Genomic DNA, 22,886 nt, shown 5'->3' with positions numbered 1-22,886 from the left:
TATATAATAAGTTTAACACAATTTAACTTTTAAGGGGAGAGAGTCAAAAATGGGAGATATAAGTATAGGAAAACATGATTCAAGAATGAAGATTGCAACTAGAAATATCATTTTAATGATGATTGGAAAAATGACGTCTTTATTAGGCGCAGGTATTTATACGTTCGCAATGGGGTTATATGTATTAAAGACTACTGGTTCAGGGATGGGTTTTGCAATTACGCTCGTTTGCGGATCACTTCCAAGGATGATCTGTGGCCCAATTGCTGGTGCTGTAGCAGACCGTGTGAATCGAAAATGGCTTGTCATTGGTACTGATTTATTAAGTAGTTTAACGATGCTTAGTATGTTTATTCTTGCTACTATATTTGGGCCATCACTTCTTTTTATTTATATTTCAGCAGCATTATTATCAATTTGTGCAAGTTTTTATTCTGTTGCATTAACTTCGTCTATTCCGAGTTTAGTAGATGAAGGACGTATTCAAAAAGCGAGTGCTTTAAATCAAACGGCGGCTTCTTTATCAAATATTTTAGGACCGATTATTGGCGGAGTTGTATATGGTTTCTTTTCAATTAAATCGTTTTTCCTATTGAATAGCATTACGTTCTTTTTAGCGGTTATTTTGCAATTATTTATCGTATTTGATTTATATAAAAAAGAAGTGGCTGAAAGTACAGAGCATTTCTTGACGAGTATAAAAGAAGGTTTTTTATATGTAAAAAGACAACGTGAAATATATGGTTTAATGAAAATAGCATTGTGGGTAAACTTTTTTGCGTGTGGTCTAACAGTTGCACTTCCGTACATTATCGTCCATACATTGCATTTATCTTCAAAGCAACTCGGTACTGTAGAGGGAATGTTAGCAGTCGGGATGCTAATGGGAGCGATTGCTTTATCAGTGCGTAAAGAAGTGAATAATCCGTTTCGTTCTATTTATACTGGACTGTTTTTGTTTGCAGGTTTAAGTTTATGTACAGTCTTTCCGTTGTTAGTTATCATTCCAAAAGTAGCAAGTTTTATTTACTATATTGCTTTTATGATGTTAACTGGTATAGCAATTATGATTGTAAACATTCCAATGCAAGTACATATGCAAAAAACGACAGATCCGAGCTACCTAGGGCGTGTGTTTGGCCTACTTGAAACAATTGCGACTGCAATCGCACCACTTGGTATGATTGTATATGGACTACTATTAGATATGTTGCCAACTAGCATTGTTATGATGACAATAGGCGGAGGGTTATTGTTAGTTGTATTAGTTGGAGTAAAGCAACATATGGCGAAAAAACAAGTAGATGTGTCCGCTTAAAAATAAGAAAATAATAAAAATTTGACTTATCATTATAAAAATGACTAAATTAGTATTTTAGTTTTTGAAACTCTTTTTCATGTATGTTAAAGTAAAGTGAGCTTGCAAAGAAAAGGAGACAACAGCATGAAAAAATTAAGTTTTGTTATGCTTTTTCTATTAGTCGTAATGGCTGGATGTAGCAATTATGACACATATATTGAAACAGGTATGCAATCATTGAAAGATGAAAAGTATAGTGATGCAACAATGTGGTTCGAAAAAGCAGAAAAAGAGAAATCAGGAAATGAAGCGAAATCATATAAAGAAGTTGCTGAGAAAATGGATCACGGAGCAACAGCATTAAAAGATGGTAAGTATTTAGAAGCGAAAGACATTGCAAATGAAGTGTTACAAAAGAAAAAAGATGCTGAACTTGAAAAAGCTGTAACATCAAATGCAGAGAATATGCTTCAAAAAGCAAAAGATGTGGAAGAGAAAGTAAATGAAAGAGTGGCAAAGCGTAGAAAAGTAGAAGAAGAAGGAATCGATAAAATTATTAAAGCTGTCGATAGTATAGATGAAGTGAAAGAAAAAGAGAAGAAAGTATCAGAAGCATTAGATAAGGCTGAAGAGGCGCAAGCAAAAATTGAGGCAAAGAAAAATAAATAGATTTATAGTTTGAAAGGCTGTCGTGCATAACGACAGCCTTTTAATTTTTTGTTGCAAATGAAGTGATGCTCTGTAGTAAAAAAGAAATGATTTTAGAATTCCATCTGTCCTCATGATGAATCGTATAAATGTTACGCTGAAATTCAAATTCAGGGATTGGTATATAGCATAGCTCATTTCGTTGTATTTCTTGCTCGATAGCAAGTTTAGAAATAAAGGCAATTCCATTACCATATTTTAAAATTTGTTTCATCGTTTCTAATGAGTCTAATTCAATTTCAGATTGGAATGTAATGTTGTGCGCCAACGTCCATTGTGTAAGTAAATCTCTCGTTGTAGATGGATTACGATGCAATAGTATGCGTTCCTTTTCGATATTTTGTAACGATACATTGTCTTTCTTTGAAAAATGATGTTCTTTGGAAAAGGCAAGAACAAGTGTATCGGGCATTATATTCGTTTGTTTTAAAAGTGGTTCATCAAATGGAGCAGCGGAAATTATCCCAAGATCGATTTCGTGATTTTGTAGCATCATTCGAATTTCAGGGGCTGTTTTCACTAGTAGCGTTATTTTTATATTGGGAAATTCACATTGAAATTGATGAACGACTTCTGGTAAAAGATAAGTCGCTGGTACATAACTAGCGCCGATTGTTATAGCACCTTTATGAAAATCTTTAAACTCTTGCGTGACACGTCTGGCTTCTTTCATAAGTGCATCTATTTTACAAGCATAATGGTGCAAAGCCTCACCAGCCTCTGTTAAGAAATACCTTCCAGAACGTAATTCGAATAGAGATACACCGAGTTCTTCTTCTAAGCTTTTTATATGAAATGTAATAGTTGGTTGTTTAACGCCAAGTTTTTCTGCAACGATTATAAGCTTTTTGTATTTCTTAATAAGTACTACAATTTCTAATTTTAAGAGATTCATTATGAATTGCCGCCTTTTTTATTTTAACTATAGAAAAAATCTATAGAAATAAATAGTTTATTAGAAGTTTTTTAATTTAATCTTTACAGTACATTAACATTCAGTATAAATCTTCCATATAGAATGAAAGCAGGTTAAGAATGAGGTGAGAGAGGTGAAGCAATGGATATTACAATTAGTGGATTAGAAAAGACATTTGGAAAAATACAGGCGTTAAAGCCGTTGCAGATTGTAATGAAACAAGGGGAATTTACTACACTTTTAGGACCTTCGGGGTGTGGGAAAACGACTTTACTTAGAATGATAGCAGGGCTTGAAGAACCGGATAAGGGAGAAATATATTTTGGAGACCAGTGCATGTATTCTGCTGCAAAAAAGATAAAGACATCTCCTCATGAACGGAATATCGGTATGGTATTTCAAGATTTTGCTTTATGGCCGCACATGACTGTTTTTGGAAATGTTGCATTTGGTTTAAGAGCTACAAAGCAAACGAATCAATTGCGAGAAAAAGTAGAAGATGCGATAAAGCGAGTTCGCCTGCAAGGTATGGAGAAAAGGTATCCACACGAACTTTCTGGTGGACAGCAACAACGTGTCGCATTCGCTAGAGCAATTGTAACAAAACCTCATTTTATTTTGTTTGATGAACCGCTAAGTGCACTCGATGCAATTTTGCGAGAAGAAATGAGAATAGAGCTTATGGATATCGTTCATTCCATTGGTTTAACTGCACTGTATGTCACTCACGACCAAACAGAAGCAATGTCAATGTCAGACCAAATTATTGTCATGAAACAAGGAGAAGTATTACAAAAAGGAACACCGGAAGATATTTATGTGAAACCGTCTCATGAATTTGTTGCCAAATTTGTTGGTAAGGCGAATTGGCTTGTAGAGGGTAAAAAAATGGTTCGTCCAGAGCATGTGAGCTGGACGAAAAATGAAGTGTGCGAAATGTATACAGGTGAAATTAAGCACGTTACATATGTAGGAGAACGGTATGAAATAAAAGTAAACATGGGGGCACTCGGAATATGGACAGCTTATCACAATAGTAAATTAAGCATCGGTAAACCAGTATCGTTATATGTGCCAAAAAAATGTATTCATCATATAGGGGGAGAATCATATGAAGAAATTCAGTTCGCTTAAGTCTTTATTTGTATGTACTTTATTATTTTCGGCTGTAGTAACAGGGTGTAGTTCAAAGACAGGCAATGCAGATGCAAAAAGTAAAAATACGACTGAAAAGAAAATTGTTGTATATAGTGCAGGGCCAAAAGGGTTAGCAGAAAAAATTCAAAAAGACTTTGAAAAGAAAACTGGTATAAAGGTGGAAATGTTTCAAGGGACAACTGGTAAAATTTTAGCGAGAATGGAAGCTGAAAAGAAAAATCCAGTCGTTGATGTAGTCGTACTTGCATCATTACCAGCGATGGAAGGATTAAAGAAAGAGGGTCAAACGTTAGCTTATAAAGAAGCGAAACAAGCTGATAAGCTGCGTTCTGAATGGTCAGATGATAAAGGACATTATTTCGGGTATAGTGCTTCAGCATTAGGGATTGTGTACAATACAAAAAATGTGAAGACAGCGCCTGAAGATTGGAGCGATATAACGAAAGGGGAATGGAAAGGAAAAGTGAATCTTCCAGATCCAGCACTTTCAGGTTCAGCTTTAGACTTTGTAACTGGATATGTGAAAAAGAATGGAAAAGATGGATGGAATTTATTTGAACAACTTAAGAAAAATGAAGTTACAGTAGCAGGAGCAAATCAGGAAGCGTTAGACCCAGTTGTAACAGGTGCGAAAGATATGGTAATTGCGGGTGTTGATTATATGACGTACAGCGCAAAAGCAAAGGGTGAACCTGTTGATATCGTATATCCAAAAAGCGGAACAGTTATTAGTCCACGCGCAGCGGGGATTATGAAGGATAGTAAAAATGTAGAAGGCGCAAAAGAGTTTATTGATTATTTATTATCCGATGATGTACAAAAACAAGTTTCTAAAGCGTATTTATTGCCTGGTAGAACAGATATAAAAGCTGAAAATAGACCAAATGTAGAAGAGATTCCAGTATTAAATATTGATTGGAAAACAGTTGAGAAAGAGCAAGATGAAATAGGAAAACAATTTAAGAAAGTATTTCAATAAGATGGTGATTCCATGGTAAATCGATTCGTATCAGTAAGACAAGTTGGAATGACGGTAGCGTTATTGCTTGTGGCGATGTTAATCGTCATTCCCCTTTTTCTTATTTTGTTTTCTAGTATATATGAAAATAGCAGTTGGAACTTTTTAAAGCCTTTTGAAGTGATGCAGAGTGGTGGATTAGCTGGGATTTTTCTGAATTCGCTGCTTCTAGGTGTACTCGTTGTAATAGGAGCTACAATATTTGCATTTCCATTGGCGTTTATTATGAGCAAAACAGATGTAGGAAAGTATAGTAAGTTAGATATTGTTTTTATGATTCCATTTATGACACCGCCGTATATTGGATCAATGGGCTGGATTTTGTTCATGCAACCTAACGGCTATTTTGAACAATTTTTTCCGATGCTAAAGACAGTTTCATCATCGTTTTTTAGTTTAGGAGGTATGGTCTTAATTATGAGTCTGCATTTATTCCCATTCCTTTATTTCATGCTGAAAAACACGTTACTTCAGATTGGGAGTAGTAAAGAAGAAGCTGCAGCAGTTCATGGCGGAAGTTTTTTCTATCGTTTAAGAAAAATAATATTGCCGTTATTAGTATCAAGTTATGTAATGGGTGCTTTACTCATTTTCGTAAAGACGATTGCTGAATTTGGAACACCGGCTACATTCGGACGTAGAATAGGATTCCACGTGTTAACATCAGAAATCCATAAATTTATTTCGAGTTGGCCAATTGATTTTAGTAGTGCAACAGCATTATCTTCTTTATTACTTAGTGCTTGTATGCTTATTTGGTATATGCAAAATGTATTGAATCGAAAGTATTCATATGCAATGGTTAGTGGAAAAGGTGTGAAATCTAAAAGATATACTTTGTCTATATTTACGCGCGTTGTAGCATGGATGTATGTAATTGGTTTATTAATAGTATCAATTGGAATTCCATACTTTTCTATACTTATTGCTTCTTTGTCAAAATTAAGAGGCGGCGGTTTACATGTAAATAACTTTACAACAAGCCATTATGAGGCATTGTTTACAATAGGATCTCCGGGATTAGAGGCTTTATGGAATAGTTTTCTTTTTTCACTCGTAACAGCGATTATCGCGGTAATGATTGGAGTCTTTTTGGCACTTATGATTCGAAAGGGGAAAAAAACCTCTGAAAAATGGCTTGATATGTGCGGTATGTTACCGAATATGGTACCAGGAATCGTTATGGTTGTAGGTCTTATTCTATTTTGGAATTCACCATATATGCCTATGTCAATTTACAATACACCAATCATGGTTATCGTAACGTATGTTGTTCTGTTTTTACCTTACACGGTGCAATATGTAAAATCATCACTCGGACAAATTGATGATTCTCTCATGCAGGCAGGAAGTGTTTTTTCTGGAAATTATATTTATATTTTTAGAAAAATAATAATGCCTCTTATTATCCCAGGCATTCTTGCTGGATGGGCGATGACATTTACAATTTCGATAAGAGAGTTAGTAGCATCGCTTCTCGTATTACCTCCATCAGTAGAAACGTCAGCAACGTTTATTTTTGCTCAATTTGAACAGGGTGAAGTATCTATAGGCATGGCGATGGCCGTTGTTTCTGTTGGACTTACAACAATGTGCTTATTACTGCTGCAACATATGGAGCAAAAACGAAAAGGGGTAGCATGATGAGGGTAGAAGTATGGGGAGGAGCTGGAGAGTACGGTCGCTCCTGCTATTTTGTAAAAAATAAAGAGACGAAAATAGTATTTGATTGTGGTATTAATCGATCTTATGAGGATAGTTATCCAAAAATAGAGAGAGAAGCTGTTCCATTTCTAGATGCGGTATTTTTATCACATATTCATGAAGATCATACGATGGGTTTACCTTTATTAGCGAAGTATGGCTATAAGAAAAAAATTTGGACGACTCGTTATACGAAGGAGCAACTGCCGTTATATTATGAAAAATGGAGAAACTATAATGTGATGCAAGGGTGGGATTTACCTTATAGCGACCAACACATAAAAGATTTAAATTATGTATGTATTGATGAGATTAGCAATCCAAATGAATGGGTACAAATTACTCCTACATTGCGGTTTCAATGGGGATATAGTGGGCATGTATTGGGAGCTGTTTGGTTTTTAGTTGATATGTATAATACATACGTATTTTATTCAGGCGACTATTCAGCAGAGTCTAATATACTACGAGCTAATTTACCTGAGAAATTGGGCCACAATATAAAAGTCGCAATTGTGGATGCCGCTTATCACACAGATGATGTTTCGCAAAATGAACGTGTAAACGAACTATGTGCAGAAATTGAACGAGTTATGCAAAATAAAGGAATAGCATTATTACCGCTGCCACAACTTGGTAGGGCGCAAGATATAGTATTGTATTTATATGAACGATATAAAGAATTTCCGCTTATAGTAGATAAAGAAATTTTGGCTGGATTTGAAGAGATGTTCGTATATAAAGATTGGATAAAAAATAATGAAGAATTTAAATGGATTATGGAGAGTTTAAAAAGAAACATAATAGTGATGGATAATGACATTAGTATGCAAAATAGTTACGGAATAGTTGTAATGAGTGATGCGAATATGCAAACGAAACGAGCACAGTTATGCTATGAACAGCTTCGGAATGAAAAACGTAATTCCGTTATTTTTACTGGGCATATTGCGAAAGGGAGTTTTGCAGAAAGAGTTATGAAAGAACCTGTAAGGAGTACATGTAGGGTGAAGCGAGTTCCGTATAAAGTTCACCAAAGTATAAGAGACGTTAAAGAGATGTTAAATACATTATTACCAGAACATACGGTGCTAGTACACGCTTTGAAAGAGGATACAGATCGATTACAACAAAAGCTAAGTACAGCAGGATATGAAAATGTATATTCACTTGCAATGGAACGTATAGAAGTCATTTAAAATACAAAGGGGATAGGTATATGAAAAAAGTATTTGTATTCGTAAGCATTTTCTTTTGTTGTTTCCTTTATAACGTTAAGGAAGGGTTTACTGCTAGTCCAATGAAACCTAGTTTTGAAGTGAAGTTATTATTAAAGCCAGAACAAGTATTAGGTTATAACAAAGAGATGAAGCAAGAGGTGCTAGAACATTTCCAGGCTGGTACAAAATATGAAAGAATACAAGTGCAATTTTTAGATACTGCGAATAAAAGTTTAAATGATGAAGGTTGGTTTGCTAGAATTCGAAAGAAAGAATTTAGTAAAGATTTTGAACTAACATATAAAAAAAGATATCCTATTCAAAATGGTGTAATTCAAGATGCACTAGAAGTAGCTAAAAAAGAAGGATTCGATAGTAATACGGATAGTTATGAGGCGGAAATAGATTGGGGATTTGAGAAGAAAACATTAAGCATTTCAAATAAGAAAAGCTACAGTGCTAAAGGATATGGGATACTTGATTTACCAAATGAACAAGCTGCTCAAAACATGTTAATAGAAAAATTACCAGGGAAAATGAACAAATGGTTGTATACAAATTGGGGAGAAGAGATGTTAAAGAATTCCCGTATTTACGGTCCTGTATTAATGAAGCGATATACAGGAGAGTTTGAAAACATAAAAGCAAATATTGAAATTTGGCCATTAAGTAATACTGGGAAATTAGAAGATGACTTCGTAATAGAAGTGTCATTTAAAACAAATGAAGAAAGTATTGCGACAAAACAAAGGGAATTATTAATGGCGGGTTTAGAGAAAAAAGGCTGGTTGTTACCGAAAGATAGTTTAAAGACAGAGCTTATTTTTCAGTAAATGAGAAAAAAGGAATCCATATTTCGTGGATTCCTTTTTCTAATATATGAGTATTAAGCTAAATCAGCTGACACGAACATATCACTATTTTGAAGATTTTTAGAGCGTAAACTATAAGCAACTACCTTCTTTTTATATTGTTTTACAACATCAACATGCTCTTCATGACTGTAAATATAAAATGTGAAATCTTTTTTACCACGTTTTGCATGGATAATTAAAGGAGTGCCTTCATTATGGGGTGGTGCATAATAGCGATCTAAAAATAAACCTTCGTTAAAATCATGAATAATTTTTGATTTCTGTTCGCCTTCTACGTTATTTCCGTGAATTGTAATAGTCACATTCTCTTCTTCAAGTTGTGGATGTGTTTCGTACTTGCTAATAATGGATTCAATAACAGTGTTAGGAAGGCTAGAAACGATAATTTTAAATGCTCCAAATACAACTAACATTACAATAAACCAAGTCGTCATAGTAATCATCCCCTTTATTCTATTTAATAATATAACTCATATGGTAATAGTACATATGGTGAAGTTTTGTATAATTTGTGAAAAATATGCCATTTTTACGAACGAAATGTTAGAAAAATCAATTTTGTTACAAAAAGTTGAAATTGAAGTATTTTGAAAGAAAAAGGTTTATAATAAAAATATAACTAATAACCACATTACTAATTATAAGGAAGTGTAACTATGAGTACTGTAGCAATCGTATATGGTATTATTCTTTCCACAATTATTGTTTTGTTTTTTGTTGGGGTTTCACGTTATATTCATAAATGGAAAGAAGGCGTTGCGAAATTAAATCACATTGAAGAAGAACTTAGTGATTTAATGTTACATCATGGTAAGTAAAATTTTTCAACTAAACAATGTGAAGAATATCACAAAACATGCTTTCCTAATGAAGGCATGTTTTTTTGTTGTTTAAAAAAAGAAGTGTTTTGTATAAATAATCTAATTATTACTTAAAAAGGGAAATTTATTTAGTATAATATATAATATGTTTATTTTAGGGGGAGTATCATGAGGGGATTAAAAGTTGTTGGAATTATAGCTGGAATTACTATAGTAGGCTGTATAGCTTTCTTTTCAGTGAAGGAATATGTCAATTCCAAAGAAGACTCTAATTATGTGCTAAATTACATAAAAGAACATAAGGATGATAAAACAACTTCTTTAATTGTTAAAAGAAATGGTGAAACATTGACATCAATAAATGAAAAAGAAAAACTACCGCTAGCAAGTATGTCGAAAATCGTTATAGCAATTGAATATGCTAAGCAAGTAGCTGAAGGGAAAATAAGAAAAGACGAGCAAATTTCATTGAAAGAATTAGAAAAATACTATGTGAAAAATACTGATGGTGGTGCACACCCTGCATGGATAGATGATGTAAAAGTTAAAGAGTTAGTGAAGGGTGGTCAAACTTCTTTAGAAGAAGTAGTGAAAGGAATGATCCATTATAGTTCGAATGCGAATGCATCATATTTATTGGACAAGCTTGGAGCAGCGCGGATAAATGAAAGTTTGAAAGAGTTAGGCTTAAATAGTCACGATGAATTTTATCCAACGTATACAGGGGCATTATATATGAGGGGCTATGTTGAAAAAGAACTGCATATTCCTCAAAATAAAGCATTGGACAAGCTACGTAATATGTCTAATGATGAATATGTTAAGCATGTATGGCAAATACATGAATGGATGAAAGACGAGAAAGAATGGACAAAACGCGAGATATCGTTAAAAGCCGATATGGACTTTCAGCGTATTTGGTCAGATCGGTTTATAGGTGCAAATGCGAAGGATTACATGAGTTTACTGGAAAAGATAAATAGCAGAAATTATTTTACACCACAAATGCAAGGTGAGATTGAGAATATATTTAAAGGAACCGTAGGAGAGGGTATGTTCGAATTTGCTGGACAGAAAGGTGGTTCTACGGCATTTGTATTAACAAATAGTTTCTATGGTACTGATAAAAAAGGGAATAAGATTGAGATTGTCTTTATGATGAACAATTTGAGTGAAAAAGCATTTGAAAAACTTCTAAGTAATATGGATTACTTTATTCGAGATATTGTCATAAGTGAGGAATTCAGAAATAAATTATAATGAAATAATTTTATTATGTAAACAAAAGGCGATTATGAAAAGCGCTCTTTTTTAATACAGGATTTTCCAATCATATTATTGAATATAGATTGAAAATAAGAAAGGAGGTTGAAAAATGACAACAATATATTTCGTTCGCCATGCCCATTCTACATATACAAAAGAAGAACGGGAACGACCTTTATCTGAAAAAGGGCACTGTGATGCAGAGAATGTAACGCATTTATTAAAAGATAAACATGTTGATGTTGTTATTTCTAGTCCGTACAAAAGAGCAATCCAAACTGTACAAGGAATTGCGAATACATATAAATTATCAATACAAACAGAAGAAGATTTGCGTGAAAGATTATTGAGCACAGAGCTGGTATCAAATTTTAATGATGCTATGCAGAATGTGTGGGAAGATTGGAGTTTTGCATACGAAGGCGGAGAATCGAATGATGTCGCACAAAGGCGTGCTGTAATATGTATGCAAAATATATTAAAACAATATGAAGGTAAGAAGATTGTAATAGGTACGCATGGAAATATTATGGTATTACTCATGAATTATTTTAATTCGAAATATGATCTTGAGTTTTGGAAAACACTTCATATGCCTGATGTGTATCAATTAAATTTTGATAAAAATCGTTTCATTTCTGCTGAAAGAATAGAGAAAACAGGTCATCGGTTAAATATTTTGTAAAAGTTTATCAAAAAAAGAGGAAAGAGAGAAGTTATTGTAGAAGTATGACTTTGTAACATAAAAAATATATGTTAAAGGAGGCTGTTTACATGTTTGAGAAAGAGAAAGAAGGGCTTATTGAAGTTCAAAACGTATATGAAATTGCACCAGAAGATGGAACAATTATTGGTATGGCAACGGAAGAAGAAATGGAAATTGCTGCTGAACTAGAGTTACAGTACTATGCCCATTCTCGTTTGTTAGAAGCAAATATTCAGTTAGACGGTTCCTCCTACAAAGAGTTACTTCAGGAGTTCCAGGAGTACGAAAGAAAATCAATGAGCTTTTGGCGAGCGATACATAAACGTTTAGCTGTGCCATGGGCGTGGGTACTACGTATTGATGTTGCGAATGGCCCTATATATGTAAGTAATGGGAGTTCATATTACGAAGAAATCGATGATGAAGAAGATTATGAATAGATAAGTAAGGAAGCAGCTTTAGTTGCTTCCTTTTTTGATTTGTAAGAAATGAATCGCTTCAATAATAACATCTGGTCGATCATTTTCTATACCGTGACTAGCATGTTCGGCAAGAATATATTGGTTATTAGTTGAGAGGTGTAATTGTTCGTGAATTAGTTCTTGCCACATTGCTTCAAGTTGTGTTGCTTCCTCTTTTGGCATGCCGCCATTAGTCAATTGAGTAATAGAATATTGAGGATCTCTACCGATAACGATTAATGGTATTTCTAATGTTTTACATAGCTCTTTTAGTGAGAGAGCACAGTTTTTCCACTCCGATAGTTCAGAAGCTGTCGCTTTATATAATGAAGACGAGGTAGAGAATTCAATTTGCTGTTTTGATTGATCGGTGAGCATAGGTTTTAGTTCATTATAAAGTGTGTCTACATCCATTTTGGAATATATATTATATTTTTGAAACCAAACATCATCAGAATCAGTTTGATCAGAAATTGGTAAATGAAGTTCATCTAAACGGTGTAAGTTCATCGAAGTAGAATCAACTAAAATAAGTGCTTGCAGCTTATCTTCATGTAACATCGCAAAATGTTGTGCACATAATCCTCCATAGGAATGACCGATTAGAATGAATGGATCTTGAATAGCTAGTTTGTTTAGTAACATATGTAGCTCTTTTGTAACTTGCCTTATTGTACGCGGCTGATTGCCTAAATCACTTTTTCCGTAACCTGGGCGATGGTATGAAACGACTGTAAAGTGCTCTGAAAGCTTTTCTATAATAGGAAACCAATCATAAAATGAGCAACTCATTCCAGTTTGAATGACTACAGTTTGTTTACCAATTCCTTTTATATGTACTTCTATATTTTGCCCCATTATTTCTACAAATTTATGAATGTTAATTCCTCCTAAGCTTGAAATAATTTTTGACAAGCAAAAACGATACACCAAACACCTATACCGAGTAGGACAGATGTACTAAGTGTAAATGAATTTTTCAAACCAATATAGACGATAAATAATAGTAGTGCTGATGCGGGGAATCCATATAATACCCCTAAAGCAAATTGACTCAATTCTTGTTTATTTCCGCCTTCGAATGAAATCCAAAATAGACTAAGTAAACTCACGAGAGGAAGGGCAGCAATAAAGCCACCTATCGTACTGTAGTGTTTAGCGACTTCAGTGATAACGCCGATAATAAGTGCCGAAACGATTACTTTAACGAGGAAATGCATATTTTGCCTCCTTCGCTAATAACGAAAATGCTTTTTCAATTAATTGTTGTTCTTCTTTTGATAACTGTGATTCTAATATTTTTATCTTTTCTTTATCTAGTAAAGTATGTTTTTCTAATCCTTCAATTCCTTCAATTGTTAATGTAAGGTTTACAACTCTTTCATCTTTTTTATTTCGCTCTTTAATGATGAAGCCCTTTTGAATAAGGCGCTTTATGTGTTCAGACGCTGTGTTATGAGAAAGACTAAGCTCAGTAGCGACTTTTCCAATTGTTATATCTTTCTCACGAGAAACGATTTGTAAAATACGAATTGCTTGGTGGGAAAGGTTGTCCTCGTATTCGTATCGTAAGTGATAATAAATGCTCTCCCAATGTTGATTAATGTTGTTCATAATAATAAATCCCCTTTTTTATATCGTATAGTAAGATATATTCGTTGTTTTAGAAATAAAATCCTTTTATTTGGATAAAAAATGTTGAAAAAGTTTATTTTTATTGAAATATAAGGTAATCTATGTGTAAAGGTATACATTTAGCAAGAGAGAGGATGATAGCTGTGAATACATTCAAATGGATTAGTCATGAACAGATGTATGTAGATGAAATACATGTTGAAAAATGTGGTCCTCTTTCAGTCGGCGTATATGGGGGGAATCAAGAGAGTGATGCATATGAACGAGGAGATGCGGTGCTAGCTTGGTGGGATCCTGAATTACAATTTGAATTTGTTATGATTTTTGATACACATCACAAAACAAAAAATATAGATTATATAATAGAAGCGATTTCGGAAAGAAAAGAAAAACTAAAAGAGTTATTCTCATATCCAATACATTTAGCTTTTCATCATACACATATGTACTTATTAGCGTTATTTACAGATGAGTTATTTATTAAAAAGTGTGATCAAGATGATGAGGAACTCGCTTGCTTAATTTGTTTACGAAAAGGCGAATTTTTATATTGGTTATCAGTTGGTGATTGTTTCGCGTATTTATTCTATTCTGAGAAAACGAAAAATGGAAAAGGACGATTAAATAAACGGAAAAATTACGAATATATTGGCAGGAAAAATATATTTGCAGCAAATACACCTTGCTTTACGTCAGGTGTAAGAGGATTAGAAAAAGGAATGAATCACATTGTAATGGCAACGGACGGTATTTTAGAGTGTGACAAACGAAGGTTTGATGATGATCAATCTTTAGTAGAAATATTACACGACGGAAATAGCTTGCAGATTGAGCCAGTATTAACAAATGTACTGCAGTGGAAAGGTAGAGACTGTGCCACGATTATTGGATGGTCTATTGATACTGATAATAAACAATGTGCTAATTAATATAAAAGGAGTTCAAGGTTTTTATCCTTGAACTCCTTTTTGTTAAGCAATATGGATGTGATATGTTTTTAACCATTCATTTACTTGTAGCATATACTCCATGGCACTTCTTGCCTCAAAATTGTTAATCTCTTTATTACTTTGATCAGCAATTGAAAGTAAGATGGAATGGTTAATAAGTGAGAAAATAGGATTGTTTTTATTGTTACACATATCAAGTGTTAAATTACGGATTGTTTGTAAGTAGTGTGGATCTTGTGAAGTTGGATAAGCGCTTTTTCTTCTATTGCGTACATCGTCAGGTAAAGCTGGTTGGAGTGCTCTACGTAAAATGCCTTTTTCAATATTATCAATACTTTTTATGTTGAAAGGAACATTCCATAAATATTCAACTAATCTATAATCGCAAAACGGTACACGAACTTCAAATCCAACAGCCATACTCATGCGATCTTTACGGTCAAGTAAGAAAGGAAGGAATCTTGTTAAAAATAAATAAAACATTTGACGTTGTTTCGCGGATTTTTTACTTTCGCCTTCAAGAGTAGGTACTTCAAGTATCGCTTCTTGGAATCGTGTATCAATATAGTCTTCTAGATTACATTGGTTACTTACTTCATTTAGTAGAAGAGGAGATGTATTTTTCCAATTTGTTAGCCAAGGAAACTTATCTACATATAGTAGTTCTTCTTGATGAAACCAAGGATATCCACCGAATACTTCATCAGCCGATTCGCCGGATAAAGCTACGGTCGCATCTTTTTTCATTTCGCAAAATAGTAAATATAGTGAAGTTTCCATTTCACCAGCACTCGGTAAATCTTTTGCATGAAGGGGAACGAATAAGTGATTTGCCAATTCTTCAGCATTCACAATAATATCATGATGCGCTGTCCCGACATGTTCAGAAACGCGTTTTACCCAAGGTGCGTCTAAACCAGTGCGAGCAAATGTCAGTTCGAAATCTTTTGCGCTATTTACAAAGTCAACAGAATACGTATGAAGTGTTTTATTTTCAGCAGCAAATTCTTTACCCGCAAGTGCAGTAATACCGCTAGAGTCTAATCCGCCTGATAACATACAAACGAGAGGAACATCGGCAATTAATTGTCTTTTTACTGTATCTTGTAAAATAGATAAAATATGCGAAGATGTATCTTCTATAGAGTCTGTATGGAACTTACTTTCTAAATTCCAATACTTCGTAACTACTTTTTTATGACGTGTAAATGTTATAGAATGTCCAGCACGTACTTCTTGAATATGTTTAAAGACGCCACATCCTGGAGTGCGAAATAAGCCTAATCCAAATATTTCATTTATTCCATCCGCATCAATTTCAGCAGGGACAGATGGATGTGCTAATAATGCTTTAATTTCAGAGCCGAAAATAATACTGCCATTTCTTTCTGTAAAAAAGAGTGGTTTTACACCTAAATGATCTCGTGCTAAAAACAATTGTTGCTTCTGATCATCCCATAGGGCAAAAGCGAAAATTCCGTTTAAATGTCGTACGCAGTCTTCTTTCCATTCTAAATAAGCATGTAGCAATACTTCTGTATCTGAATGGGTTTCAAATGCATGCCCACATTTTTGAAGCTGCTCTCTAAGTTCACGGAAATTATAAATTTCTCCATTATAAGTAAGAGCATACGTATAATCACCAGCACGAAATGTTTTTGGCTGCGTTCCTCCTTTAGGATCTATTACGATTAATCGGCGGTGTGCAAAAGCTGCGCGAGGTGAAAACCAAAATCCTTCAGCATCTGGACCACGATGCTGGATACTATTTGCCATCTTTTTTAAAATAACATGTTGATTTGAAAGGTCTTCCTTCCAATCTACCCAACCTGTAATTCCACACATACATATCTCATCTCCTAAATTAAAATAGTAGATTAACGAAATAAAATGTACACCAAGTTAAAAAATGACTATATAAATAGTGTACTACATGAATTAAATTCCAGACTTGAGAAAATTTTCTTTGAGCGCATAGTTATGTGAGACAATGGCTAAGGGAAAGTATTCCATTACATACAAAAAATAAAAAAGATGAGAGAAAAAATTTTCTCAGACGTTATATAGGGTGTAAAAGCTTTTACAAAACAATAAGGGGAATCGCTACATGAAATCAAATGAGAAAAATTTTATAAAAAGATTACAGCGGCAAAAAGAAGACGCGTTAGAATTTGTTGTCGATACATACTTACCACTCATAAAGGGGATCACGCATAAAGTTCTACTTCCAATTCAAAATGATGGACTCATAGAGGAATGTATAAACGATATATTTCTTTCTATTTGGAATAACGCAAATAAATTCCATGGAAAGCCGAGTGATTTTAAAAAGTGGATTGCAGCGATTGCGAAGTTTAAAGCAATTGATTATTACCGGAAATCGACTAAAAAAGTAGAAATCATTTCAGATGAGTTTCATATCAGTACAGAAAAATCAGCAGAAGACGAATTAATCGTTATGGAAGATAGGGAAGAATTATTGAAGCTCATTAATCAATTAGAAGCGCTAGATCGAAAGGTGTTCATTATGAAATATTTACTTGGTATGAAGACAGAGGAAATAGGTGACAAGTTAGGATTAACTCGGGCAGCAATTGATAATCGAGTGTACCGGGGGAAAAAGAAACTACAACAAAATGCTACGAATATTAGTTTTGGAGGTAGTGCAATATGAAGGACATTTATGAACTATTAAATGATATTGATATAGACGAAAAAGAACTAGAAGAAATTGAGGCTTCTGAAATTGAAAAGGAAAAAGTAAAACGAAATGTAAAACAATCGATACGTACGAAGAAAAAGATGAAAAGTTGGAAGAAGGGTGTCGTTGCTGCATCTATTTTAGTAGGATTATCGGTTGCAACTCTTGGTATCGGTTTTCCTACATATGCGGGGGGATTGCCAATTGTCGGTGACATATTCCGATTTTTAGATAATGGTAGAACAGGGTTATATGAAAATTATAAAGAGTTTTCGACTGAGTTGAATATGACGAGAGAGAGTAATGGAGTTAAGGTTACAATTAATGATGCTGTGTTCGATGGTAGAACAATCACAATTACTTATTCTATTGAGAGTGATAAAGATTTAGGTGAGAAACCGTTCCTATTTGGAAGTCCGCAAGTTAAGGGCTTTAATGGTGGGGGAGGTGGTTCGAGCGTTACAAAAGTTGGAGAGGGAAAATATGTAGGTATGATTACGATGAGTGGTCATAGTAATGAAAGGCTAGATGTTGCAAATGTTTGGTGGGATATAGAGGCAATTGAGTTGGATTATGAAGGTAATGTAATAAAGGGGAACTGGAATTTCGCACTTAGTTTAAAAGCAATGGATAGTAAGGAAGTAAAGGTTAATGGGGTTTCTGAAAATGAATTAATAAAAGTAAATATAAACAAAATGGAAGTAACCCCGATGTCCTTTATCGTTTTTTTCAATCAGGAAGAATCTAAGGCGTTAAGAAGTATATGGGATAGTGCGGATGTTGAGTTAGAAATAAAAGATGATTTAGGAAATCATTATACTGGTGAAGGAAATGGCGGAAGTAGTACAGTAGCAGAGCCACATAAAAGTAGTTGGAGTGCCACCTTCCAAAAACTAAACGAAAATGCAACAAAGCTTATCGTTACACCTCGCGTGCACTTGCGAGTACATACACCTGAAAATCATGGTGGAGTAGAGTATGTGAATGGGAAAGAGAAGAAAATAGAAGTGCCGAAAAAAGAAGCGAAGAGTAAAGATATTGTGTTAGATGATATTGTCATTGATTTAAAGAAATAAAAAAGAGACTGCCTAAAACCATTTAGGCAGTCTTTTTTTCGTTAAGAACTAGTAACGAGCAATGCATGCGGATGCTGCGTTTTATATTCATCTTTCCACGGAATATTTAGTTGTTCCCACGATTCGCCGCTATCATTGGATTGAAAGACGCCATTGTTATTTAACGTGTAAAACGTATGTGGTTCAGCCTTGTTTGTCGCAAACATCGAAATGACTGTACCGATTGCAGATGGTAGTCCTTGTTGTACTTGCTGGAACGGAGTATCTTTCGTTTTTCGATAAATATAAGATTCATAAGGGATACGGTGATGAGCCAGATCAGCACTCGGTGCAGCTGAAACGAGAATCGTATTGCAATCAGCTGGATCAATTGCCATGCTGTATAAATAATGATGTTCAAGTCCTTCACTACATGAGATCCAGCTGTTTCCATTGTTATAACTTTCAAGATAAGCACGATCAGGTCCGCCCATAAATCCGTCACCACATGATGCATAAAGACGATTTGGTGCTTCAGGGTGCATAAGTAATTGATGAGCATCGATAGGAGCACCGAATTTTTTATCAATCCATGTATGCCCTTTATCATTACTTTGAATAACAGCACCAGCTTCGATTGAAACGTGTATTGTATTAGGGTTGTTTGGATCAACTGTAATCCAGCGTACGTGATGGGTAAAAGGTCTAGGCGGGAAAGCCCACGTATAAGAAGATAATAATGATTTCATATTTTTAAGTTCAGTCCACGTTTCACCACCATTTTCAGAGCGAAATAAAGCGCTCGGTTCTGTGCCGACATAAATGACCCCATATCCGTTCACTTGTTCATTTGAGCTTATTGTTATGGAAGTGATAGAGGAGTGTAAAATACCATCTTCTTTAGGGAAATCAAAGTAACGATAAGAATCTCCAATTGGTCTCCATGAATCCCCGCTATCGTCACTTAACCATAGACCTCGTCCAAATGTTCCGCAATATACACGGTTTGGGTGGAACGGATCAACAGCGATACAGGTAGGTTGCATATTTTGTAAGTGGTAAGTCGTTTCATAGTTATCATATTGTTCTTTCACTACAACAAGTTCACGTTCCATACAGAGAAATAAACGTTTCATTTAAGTAACCTCCTTAAAATTCTTTCATTAGTAAACAATATGAAAATAAAAAAGAAGTAGTCTTGTTTTATTTGAGAAAAAGGGATTGTCTAAAAAATAGCGAAGTGTGTATACAGAGGAAGCGGGCGTTTACAATCAGTCGATTCGGGATAAAGATGGGGAGTTTGTTTCATACTAACATACAGATATTGTACTTAAAGGAGTATAAGTATGGGACATTCGCATGATCATGGTCATTCAAAAAATAAAAAGGCGTTACTAATTGCCTTCCTACTAACAACAAGTTTTATGATTGCAGAAGTTATTGGTGGATTTGTAACAAATAGCTTAGCACTACTATCTGACGCGGGGCATATGCTAAGTGATGCAGTATCTTTAGCTTTAAGTTTACTTGCGTTTAAGCTCGGAGAAAAAACAGCAACTACTGTGAAAACATATGGATATAAGCGAGTCGAAATGTTAGCAGCATTATGTAACGGTGTCGTTCTTATTGTCATTTCGGTATACATTTTTATTGAAGCAATCCGTCGTTTTAAAGAACCAGTTGAGATTGCTAGTAATGGGATGCTCATTATTGCAGTCCTTGGTCTGCTTATTAATATTTTATCAGCTTGGATATTAATGAGAGGCGGAGATGTGAAAGGTAATTTGAATTTAAGAAGTGCTTTCTTACACGTACTAGGCGATCTATTGGGTTCCGTCGGAGCGATTATTGCTGCGTTACTTATTAAATTTTTCGGATGGACTGCTGCAGATGCGATTGCTAGTATTCTTGTGTCTATTTTAGTCATTATTAGTGGATGGCGTGTAACACGTGATACGGTTCATATATTAATGGAAGGTGCACCACAGCACATAAATGTTGAAGAGGTAAAAAGTACGTTATTAAATATTCCGATTGTCAAAGAAGTTCATGATTTGCACATATGGTCTGTCACATCAGATTTTCAAGTATTAACATGTCATCTTATTATTAAAGGGAATGAAACGCAAAGTGTATTAAAAGAGGCTACGTATGTATTAAAGGAGAAATTTCATGTAAAACATGTCACCATTCAAGTAGAAATAGATGGTGAATTTCATCATGATGAGACAACTTGCAAAGTATGAAAGAAAAAGGATAAGAAAAAGTGTCATAACATTTTTTGCACGGCATACATATATATAATGTGGCCACAAATACTTTGCAAGGTAAATATTTCATGAAATTACTTTACTTATAAAGAGTCATCTTTTATAATCAAAAGTGGTAATTGATAAAGATTATCATTTTCAATGATCGTAGAAAGGAGTTTTTTAAAAGATGAGTAGTCAACTCCGTTTTGCTGTTGAAAATCGTAAGAGGCATTTAATTGATGAGTTAATTGGAGCAGGTGTGTTTAAGATTCGCGACCGACAATTATACGAGCTGTCTTTAGAGGAATTGGAAAAAGAGTACGAAGATATGGAAGATTATGCAAATATTCAGGCGTAGCTATATAGATTAGTAAAAGGAGAGCTGGTTACGATTTTGTGTAACCAGCTCTCTTTTTATTTCGTAGAAATTATTTTTTGTATTTCTTTCATGGGACGGAGCCAGTTTTGAGTCATTATTTGTTCCATTTGTTTTTCGTCCTGCTTCTGCAATGCTTGAATGATAGAGTGATGTTCTTCAATAGATTGACTTGCTGGAACAAAGTTTTGGAAAAACAAATATTCAAGACGTAAAACGTGAAGTTGCATATTTTCTAGAAAGGGTTCAATATATTGATTTTTAGCAATAGAAGAAATTGTATTGTGGAATTGTATATCTAATTCTAAAGCTTGTTTTGCGTTTTTTTTCTCTATAGAGTGCTGAAAATGATCATTTATTTCAGAAAGTAGTTGAATATCAACGTCTGTAATGTTTTGAAGAGCTTGCTTTCCTATAATAGAGTGAAGACCAGCCATCGTTTCATAAATGATAGATACGTCGTCTAACTTAATAGGAGCAATTTTCGTTTTTTGCCCTGGTACCATTTCCACTAATCCAGAAAGCTCTAATATTTGAAGTGCTTCCCTTACAGGTGTTCTGCTTACTCCTAGTGCCTCAGCCAATTCCCCATCATTAATTTTTTCATTGGGCTTCAGTACACCTTCAATAATCCAATTTTGTAGTTGATTTAAAACGAGTGATTTTGCTGAAATTCTTCCTGGTTTTTTATAATTTTGAGGGACAGGCATAGTGAATTCAATCCTTTCATTGTATATTTTCCTTTTTTGCATGAACAAGCTTTAATTTTTCTTTCCCTTCATCCGGCTTTTGGCTTAAGATGAGCACCATTACAATGACACAAAAAGCGCCTAATAACTGAAAAGATTGAAATGGCACGTGCAATATAAGTATAGAAGAAATAATAGCTGCGAGTGGTTCTGTGCAACCAAATAATGTTGTTTCTTTCGGAGTCAGGTATCTTATGCTGTCTAAGTATAAATAAAAGGCAATAAGTGTCCCGAAAATGACGACAAATGTGATGAGCGGTAGGGTACTTAGTTTTACATATTTCATAGTTGATAATAAAATGAATTCGTTTGTAGAAATAAAGTGTACAATCGTTACACCAATACCCCCAATAATCATGCCCCATCCAACGATAACGGAGGAAGACCATTTTTCTAACAATTCCTTTGAATATAAACTATAAAAAGCGAGAGATAATCCAGATAAAACACCCCAAATAATAGCTGGTGTAGAAACAGCCAAGTTATGAACAGACCCGTTTGTTAGTAAGAGAAAAGTGCCTACTAATGAAAGGGTAATTGAAATGAAATCAATTTTTGATGGACGAACGTTCCATTTGAAAAGTAAGTATACAGTGATGAATATAGGAGCTAAATATTGTAATAATGTTGCCACGGCAGCATTTCCTTCTTTAATTGAAGCGAAATACGTATACTGTACAGCAAGCATACCGAATAGACCAAACAAAATCATTTTAATAGCATCAGATTTTTGTTTCCAAATGCCAAATATCTCTTTTTTTCTCGTTCCGAATGAGGAAATAATGAGCAAAATAATTCCAGATATAAGTAAACGGATCGTAACTAACCATTCGGTTGAAACATTGTCATATTGAAAAAGTTGTTGTGCTACTGTACCAGACAAGCCCCATAAACAAGCACCGATTATGACCATTATAATTCCTTTTAATCGATTCGAATCCATATGATCTAAAATTCTCCTTTCTACAAATACAAATTGAATACAATATGCAATATATCACAGAATGACTTGTTA

General features: G+C 34.3%; 26 protein-coding genes. 17 read left to right on the top strand and 9 right to left on the bottom strand.

The genetic code is table 11. The features are described 5' to 3' along the window. Positions 1 to 49: 49 nt before the first annotated feature. Positions 50 to 1,318 (top strand): MFS transporter, encoded by a 1,269-nt coding sequence (locus tag ACS2FK_RS16405; RefSeq protein WP_023521619.1) that lies wholly within the window; start codon positions 50 to 52, stop codon positions 1,316 to 1,318. A 126-nt stretch (positions 1,319 to 1,444) separates the two neighbouring features. Next, positions 1,445 to 1,969: a DUF4398 domain-containing protein gene (locus ACS2FK_RS16400; RefSeq protein WP_000736436.1), complete on the top strand. Its 525-nt coding sequence runs from the start codon at positions 1,445 to 1,447 to the stop codon at positions 1,967 to 1,969. Between the two features lie 40 nt (positions 1,970 to 2,009). Here ACS2FK_RS16400 and ACS2FK_RS16395 read toward each other — a convergent pair whose 3' ends face one another. Further along, positions 2,010 to 2,903, bottom strand: a complete 894-nt coding sequence (locus ACS2FK_RS16395; RefSeq protein WP_063546984.1) for a LysR family transcriptional regulator — start codon at positions 2,901 to 2,903, stop codon at positions 2,010 to 2,012. Positions 2,904 to 3,065: 162 nt separating this feature from the next. Here ACS2FK_RS16395 and ACS2FK_RS16390 point away from each other — a divergent pair, with 162 nt between their 5' ends. From ACS2FK_RS16390 to ACS2FK_RS16370, 5 genes are read left to right on the top strand one after another with little or no spacing between them, the layout of a single operon-like run. Next, positions 3,066 to 4,058, top strand: a complete 993-nt coding sequence (locus ACS2FK_RS16390) for an ABC transporter ATP-binding protein (protein WP_063546985.1) — start codon at positions 3,066 to 3,068, stop codon at positions 4,056 to 4,058. Then, entirely contained in the window at positions 4,036 to 5,061 is a 1,026-nt protein-coding gene (locus ACS2FK_RS16385; RefSeq protein WP_000714686.1) for an ABC transporter substrate-binding protein, read from the top strand. Before ACS2FK_RS16390 ends, ACS2FK_RS16385 begins: the two co-directional genes overlap by 23 nt. Positions 5,062 to 5,073: 12 nt before the next feature. Beyond that, positions 5,074 to 6,744: an ABC transporter permease gene (locus ACS2FK_RS16380; protein ID WP_000248146.1), complete on the top strand. Its 1,671-nt coding sequence runs from the start codon at positions 5,074 to 5,076 to the stop codon at positions 6,742 to 6,744. Beyond that, positions 6,741 to 8,003, top strand: coding sequence for an MBL fold metallo-hydrolase (locus tag ACS2FK_RS16375; protein WP_063546986.1), 1,263 nt, complete (start codon positions 6,741 to 6,743; stop codon positions 8,001 to 8,003). Before ACS2FK_RS16380 ends, ACS2FK_RS16375 begins: the two co-directional genes overlap by 4 nt. A 20-nt stretch (positions 8,004 to 8,023) precedes the next feature. Then, on the top strand, positions 8,024 to 8,857 hold the full coding sequence (locus ACS2FK_RS16370) for a hypothetical protein (RefSeq protein ID WP_063546987.1): 834 nt from the start codon (positions 8,024 to 8,026) through the stop codon (positions 8,855 to 8,857). Between the two features lie 53 nt (positions 8,858 to 8,910). Here ACS2FK_RS16370 and ACS2FK_RS16365 read toward each other — a convergent pair whose 3' ends face one another. Further along, complete coding sequence (locus tag ACS2FK_RS16365) at positions 8,911 to 9,333, bottom strand: YfmQ family protein (protein ID WP_063546988.1); 423 nt, start codon at positions 9,331 to 9,333, stop codon at positions 8,911 to 8,913. Positions 9,334 to 9,373: 40 nt separating this feature from the next. Between ACS2FK_RS16365 and ACS2FK_RS16360 the strand changes: the two genes are divergently transcribed. From ACS2FK_RS16360 to ACS2FK_RS16340, 5 genes are all read left to right on the top strand, one after another. After that, positions 9,374 to 9,490 (top strand): hypothetical protein, encoded by a 117-nt coding sequence (locus ACS2FK_RS16360; protein WP_001987133.1) that lies wholly within the window; start codon positions 9,374 to 9,376, stop codon positions 9,488 to 9,490. 65 nt (positions 9,491 to 9,555) lie between these two features. Beyond that, a complete protein-coding gene (locus ACS2FK_RS16355) occupies positions 9,556 to 9,717 on the top strand; it encodes a hypothetical protein (protein ID WP_000108701.1) in 162 nt (53 codons plus the stop codon). 171 nt (positions 9,718 to 9,888) lie between these two features. After that, the gene (locus tag ACS2FK_RS16350; RefSeq protein ID WP_063546989.1) at positions 9,889 to 10,980 is read left to right on the top strand and encodes a serine hydrolase; all 1,092 of its coding nucleotides are present in this window, start codon (positions 9,889 to 9,891) and stop codon (positions 10,978 to 10,980) included. A 115-nt stretch (positions 10,981 to 11,095) separates the two neighbouring features. Next, the gene (locus ACS2FK_RS16345) at positions 11,096 to 11,671 is read left to right on the top strand and encodes a histidine phosphatase family protein (protein WP_063546990.1); all 576 of its coding nucleotides are present in this window, start codon (positions 11,096 to 11,098) and stop codon (positions 11,669 to 11,671) included. 89 nt (positions 11,672 to 11,760) lie between these two features. After that, positions 11,761 to 12,132, top strand: coding sequence for a hypothetical protein (locus ACS2FK_RS16340; RefSeq protein WP_000461779.1), 372 nt, complete (start codon positions 11,761 to 11,763; stop codon positions 12,130 to 12,132). Positions 12,133 to 12,150: 18 nt separating this feature from the next. Here the strand turns inward: ACS2FK_RS16340 and ACS2FK_RS16335 are convergent, their stop codons facing one another. Genes ACS2FK_RS16335 through ACS2FK_RS16325 form a run of 3 tightly spaced genes read right to left on the bottom strand, consistent with a single transcriptional unit; the run spans position 12,151 to position 13,767 of the window. Further along, the gene (locus ACS2FK_RS16335; protein WP_063546991.1) at positions 12,151 to 13,083 is read right to left on the bottom strand and encodes an alpha/beta fold hydrolase; all 933 of its coding nucleotides are present in this window, start codon (positions 13,081 to 13,083) and stop codon (positions 12,151 to 12,153) included. Beyond that, positions 13,044 to 13,373, bottom strand: a complete 330-nt coding sequence (locus ACS2FK_RS16330) for a DUF3147 family protein (protein WP_000545640.1) — start codon at positions 13,371 to 13,373, stop codon at positions 13,044 to 13,046. Before ACS2FK_RS16330 ends, ACS2FK_RS16335 begins: the two co-directional genes overlap by 40 nt. Then, complete coding sequence (locus ACS2FK_RS16325; RefSeq protein ID WP_063546992.1) at positions 13,357 to 13,767, bottom strand: MarR family winged helix-turn-helix transcriptional regulator; 411 nt, start codon at positions 13,765 to 13,767, stop codon at positions 13,357 to 13,359. The genes ACS2FK_RS16330 and ACS2FK_RS16325 overlap by 17 nt, the downstream gene beginning before the upstream one ends. 122 nt (positions 13,768 to 13,889) lie before the next feature. On the opposite strand from ACS2FK_RS16325, the gene ACS2FK_RS16320 reads away from it, so the two are divergent. Further along, positions 13,890 to 14,717 (top strand): protein phosphatase 2C domain-containing protein, encoded by an 828-nt coding sequence (locus ACS2FK_RS16320; protein ID WP_063546993.1) that lies wholly within the window; start codon positions 13,890 to 13,892, stop codon positions 14,715 to 14,717. A gap of 42 nt (positions 14,718 to 14,759) precedes the next feature. Here ACS2FK_RS16320 and asnB read toward each other — a convergent pair whose 3' ends face one another. Further along, a complete protein-coding gene (gene asnB, locus ACS2FK_RS16315) occupies positions 14,760 to 16,583 on the bottom strand; it encodes an asparagine synthase (glutamine-hydrolyzing) (RefSeq protein WP_063546994.1) in 1,824 nt (607 codons plus the stop codon). A 262-nt stretch (positions 16,584 to 16,845) separates the two neighbouring features. On the opposite strand from asnB, the gene ACS2FK_RS16310 reads away from it, so the two are divergent. Continuing rightward, entirely contained in the window at positions 16,846 to 17,412 is a 567-nt protein-coding gene (locus ACS2FK_RS16310) for a sigma-70 family RNA polymerase sigma factor (RefSeq protein WP_063546995.1), read from the top strand. Next, the gene (locus ACS2FK_RS16305) at positions 17,409 to 18,515 is read left to right on the top strand and encodes a DUF4179 domain-containing protein (RefSeq protein ID WP_063546996.1); all 1,107 of its coding nucleotides are present in this window, start codon (positions 17,409 to 17,411) and stop codon (positions 18,513 to 18,515) included. The genes ACS2FK_RS16310 and ACS2FK_RS16305 overlap by 4 nt, the downstream gene beginning before the upstream one ends. Before the next feature lie 41 nt (positions 18,516 to 18,556). On the opposite strand, the gene ACS2FK_RS16300 is transcribed toward ACS2FK_RS16305, so the two are convergent. Beyond that, complete coding sequence (locus ACS2FK_RS16300) at positions 18,557 to 19,630, bottom strand: WD40/YVTN/BNR-like repeat-containing protein (RefSeq protein WP_063546997.1); 1,074 nt, start codon at positions 19,628 to 19,630, stop codon at positions 18,557 to 18,559. 210 nt (positions 19,631 to 19,840) lie between these two features. Between ACS2FK_RS16300 and ACS2FK_RS16295 the strand changes: the two genes are divergently transcribed. Together ACS2FK_RS16295 and fbpA are read left to right on the top strand one after the other, a co-directional pair. Further along, a complete protein-coding gene (locus ACS2FK_RS16295) occupies positions 19,841 to 20,740 on the top strand; it encodes a cation diffusion facilitator family transporter (RefSeq protein WP_063546998.1) in 900 nt (299 codons plus the stop codon). A 193-nt stretch (positions 20,741 to 20,933) separates the two neighbouring features. After that, on the top strand, positions 20,934 to 21,104 hold the full coding sequence (gene fbpA, locus ACS2FK_RS16290) for a Fur-regulated basic protein FbpA (RefSeq protein ID WP_000098302.1): 171 nt from the start codon (positions 20,934 to 20,936) through the stop codon (positions 21,102 to 21,104). A 56-nt stretch (positions 21,105 to 21,160) separates the two neighbouring features. Here fbpA and ACS2FK_RS16285 read toward each other — a convergent pair whose 3' ends face one another. Both ACS2FK_RS16285 and ACS2FK_RS16280 read right to left on the bottom strand, forming a co-directional pair. Beyond that, positions 21,161 to 21,832, bottom strand: a complete 672-nt coding sequence (locus ACS2FK_RS16285) for a GntR family transcriptional regulator (protein WP_063549272.1) — start codon at positions 21,830 to 21,832, stop codon at positions 21,161 to 21,163. A 16-nt stretch (positions 21,833 to 21,848) separates the two neighbouring features. Further along, a complete protein-coding gene (locus ACS2FK_RS16280) occupies positions 21,849 to 22,814 on the bottom strand; it encodes a DMT family transporter (protein ID WP_063546999.1) in 966 nt (321 codons plus the stop codon). Between the last annotated feature and the right edge of the window lie 72 nt (positions 22,815 to 22,886).

It is taken from the genome of Bacillus cereus group sp. BceL220 (genome assembly GCF_051776965.1).
In the GTDB taxonomy this organism is placed as follows: Bacteria; Bacillota; Bacilli; order Bacillales; family Bacillaceae_G; genus Bacillus_A; species Bacillus_A cereus.
Note: the sequence above shows the minus strand (reverse complement) of the source record. Positions and strands in the feature narration are given on the sequence as shown.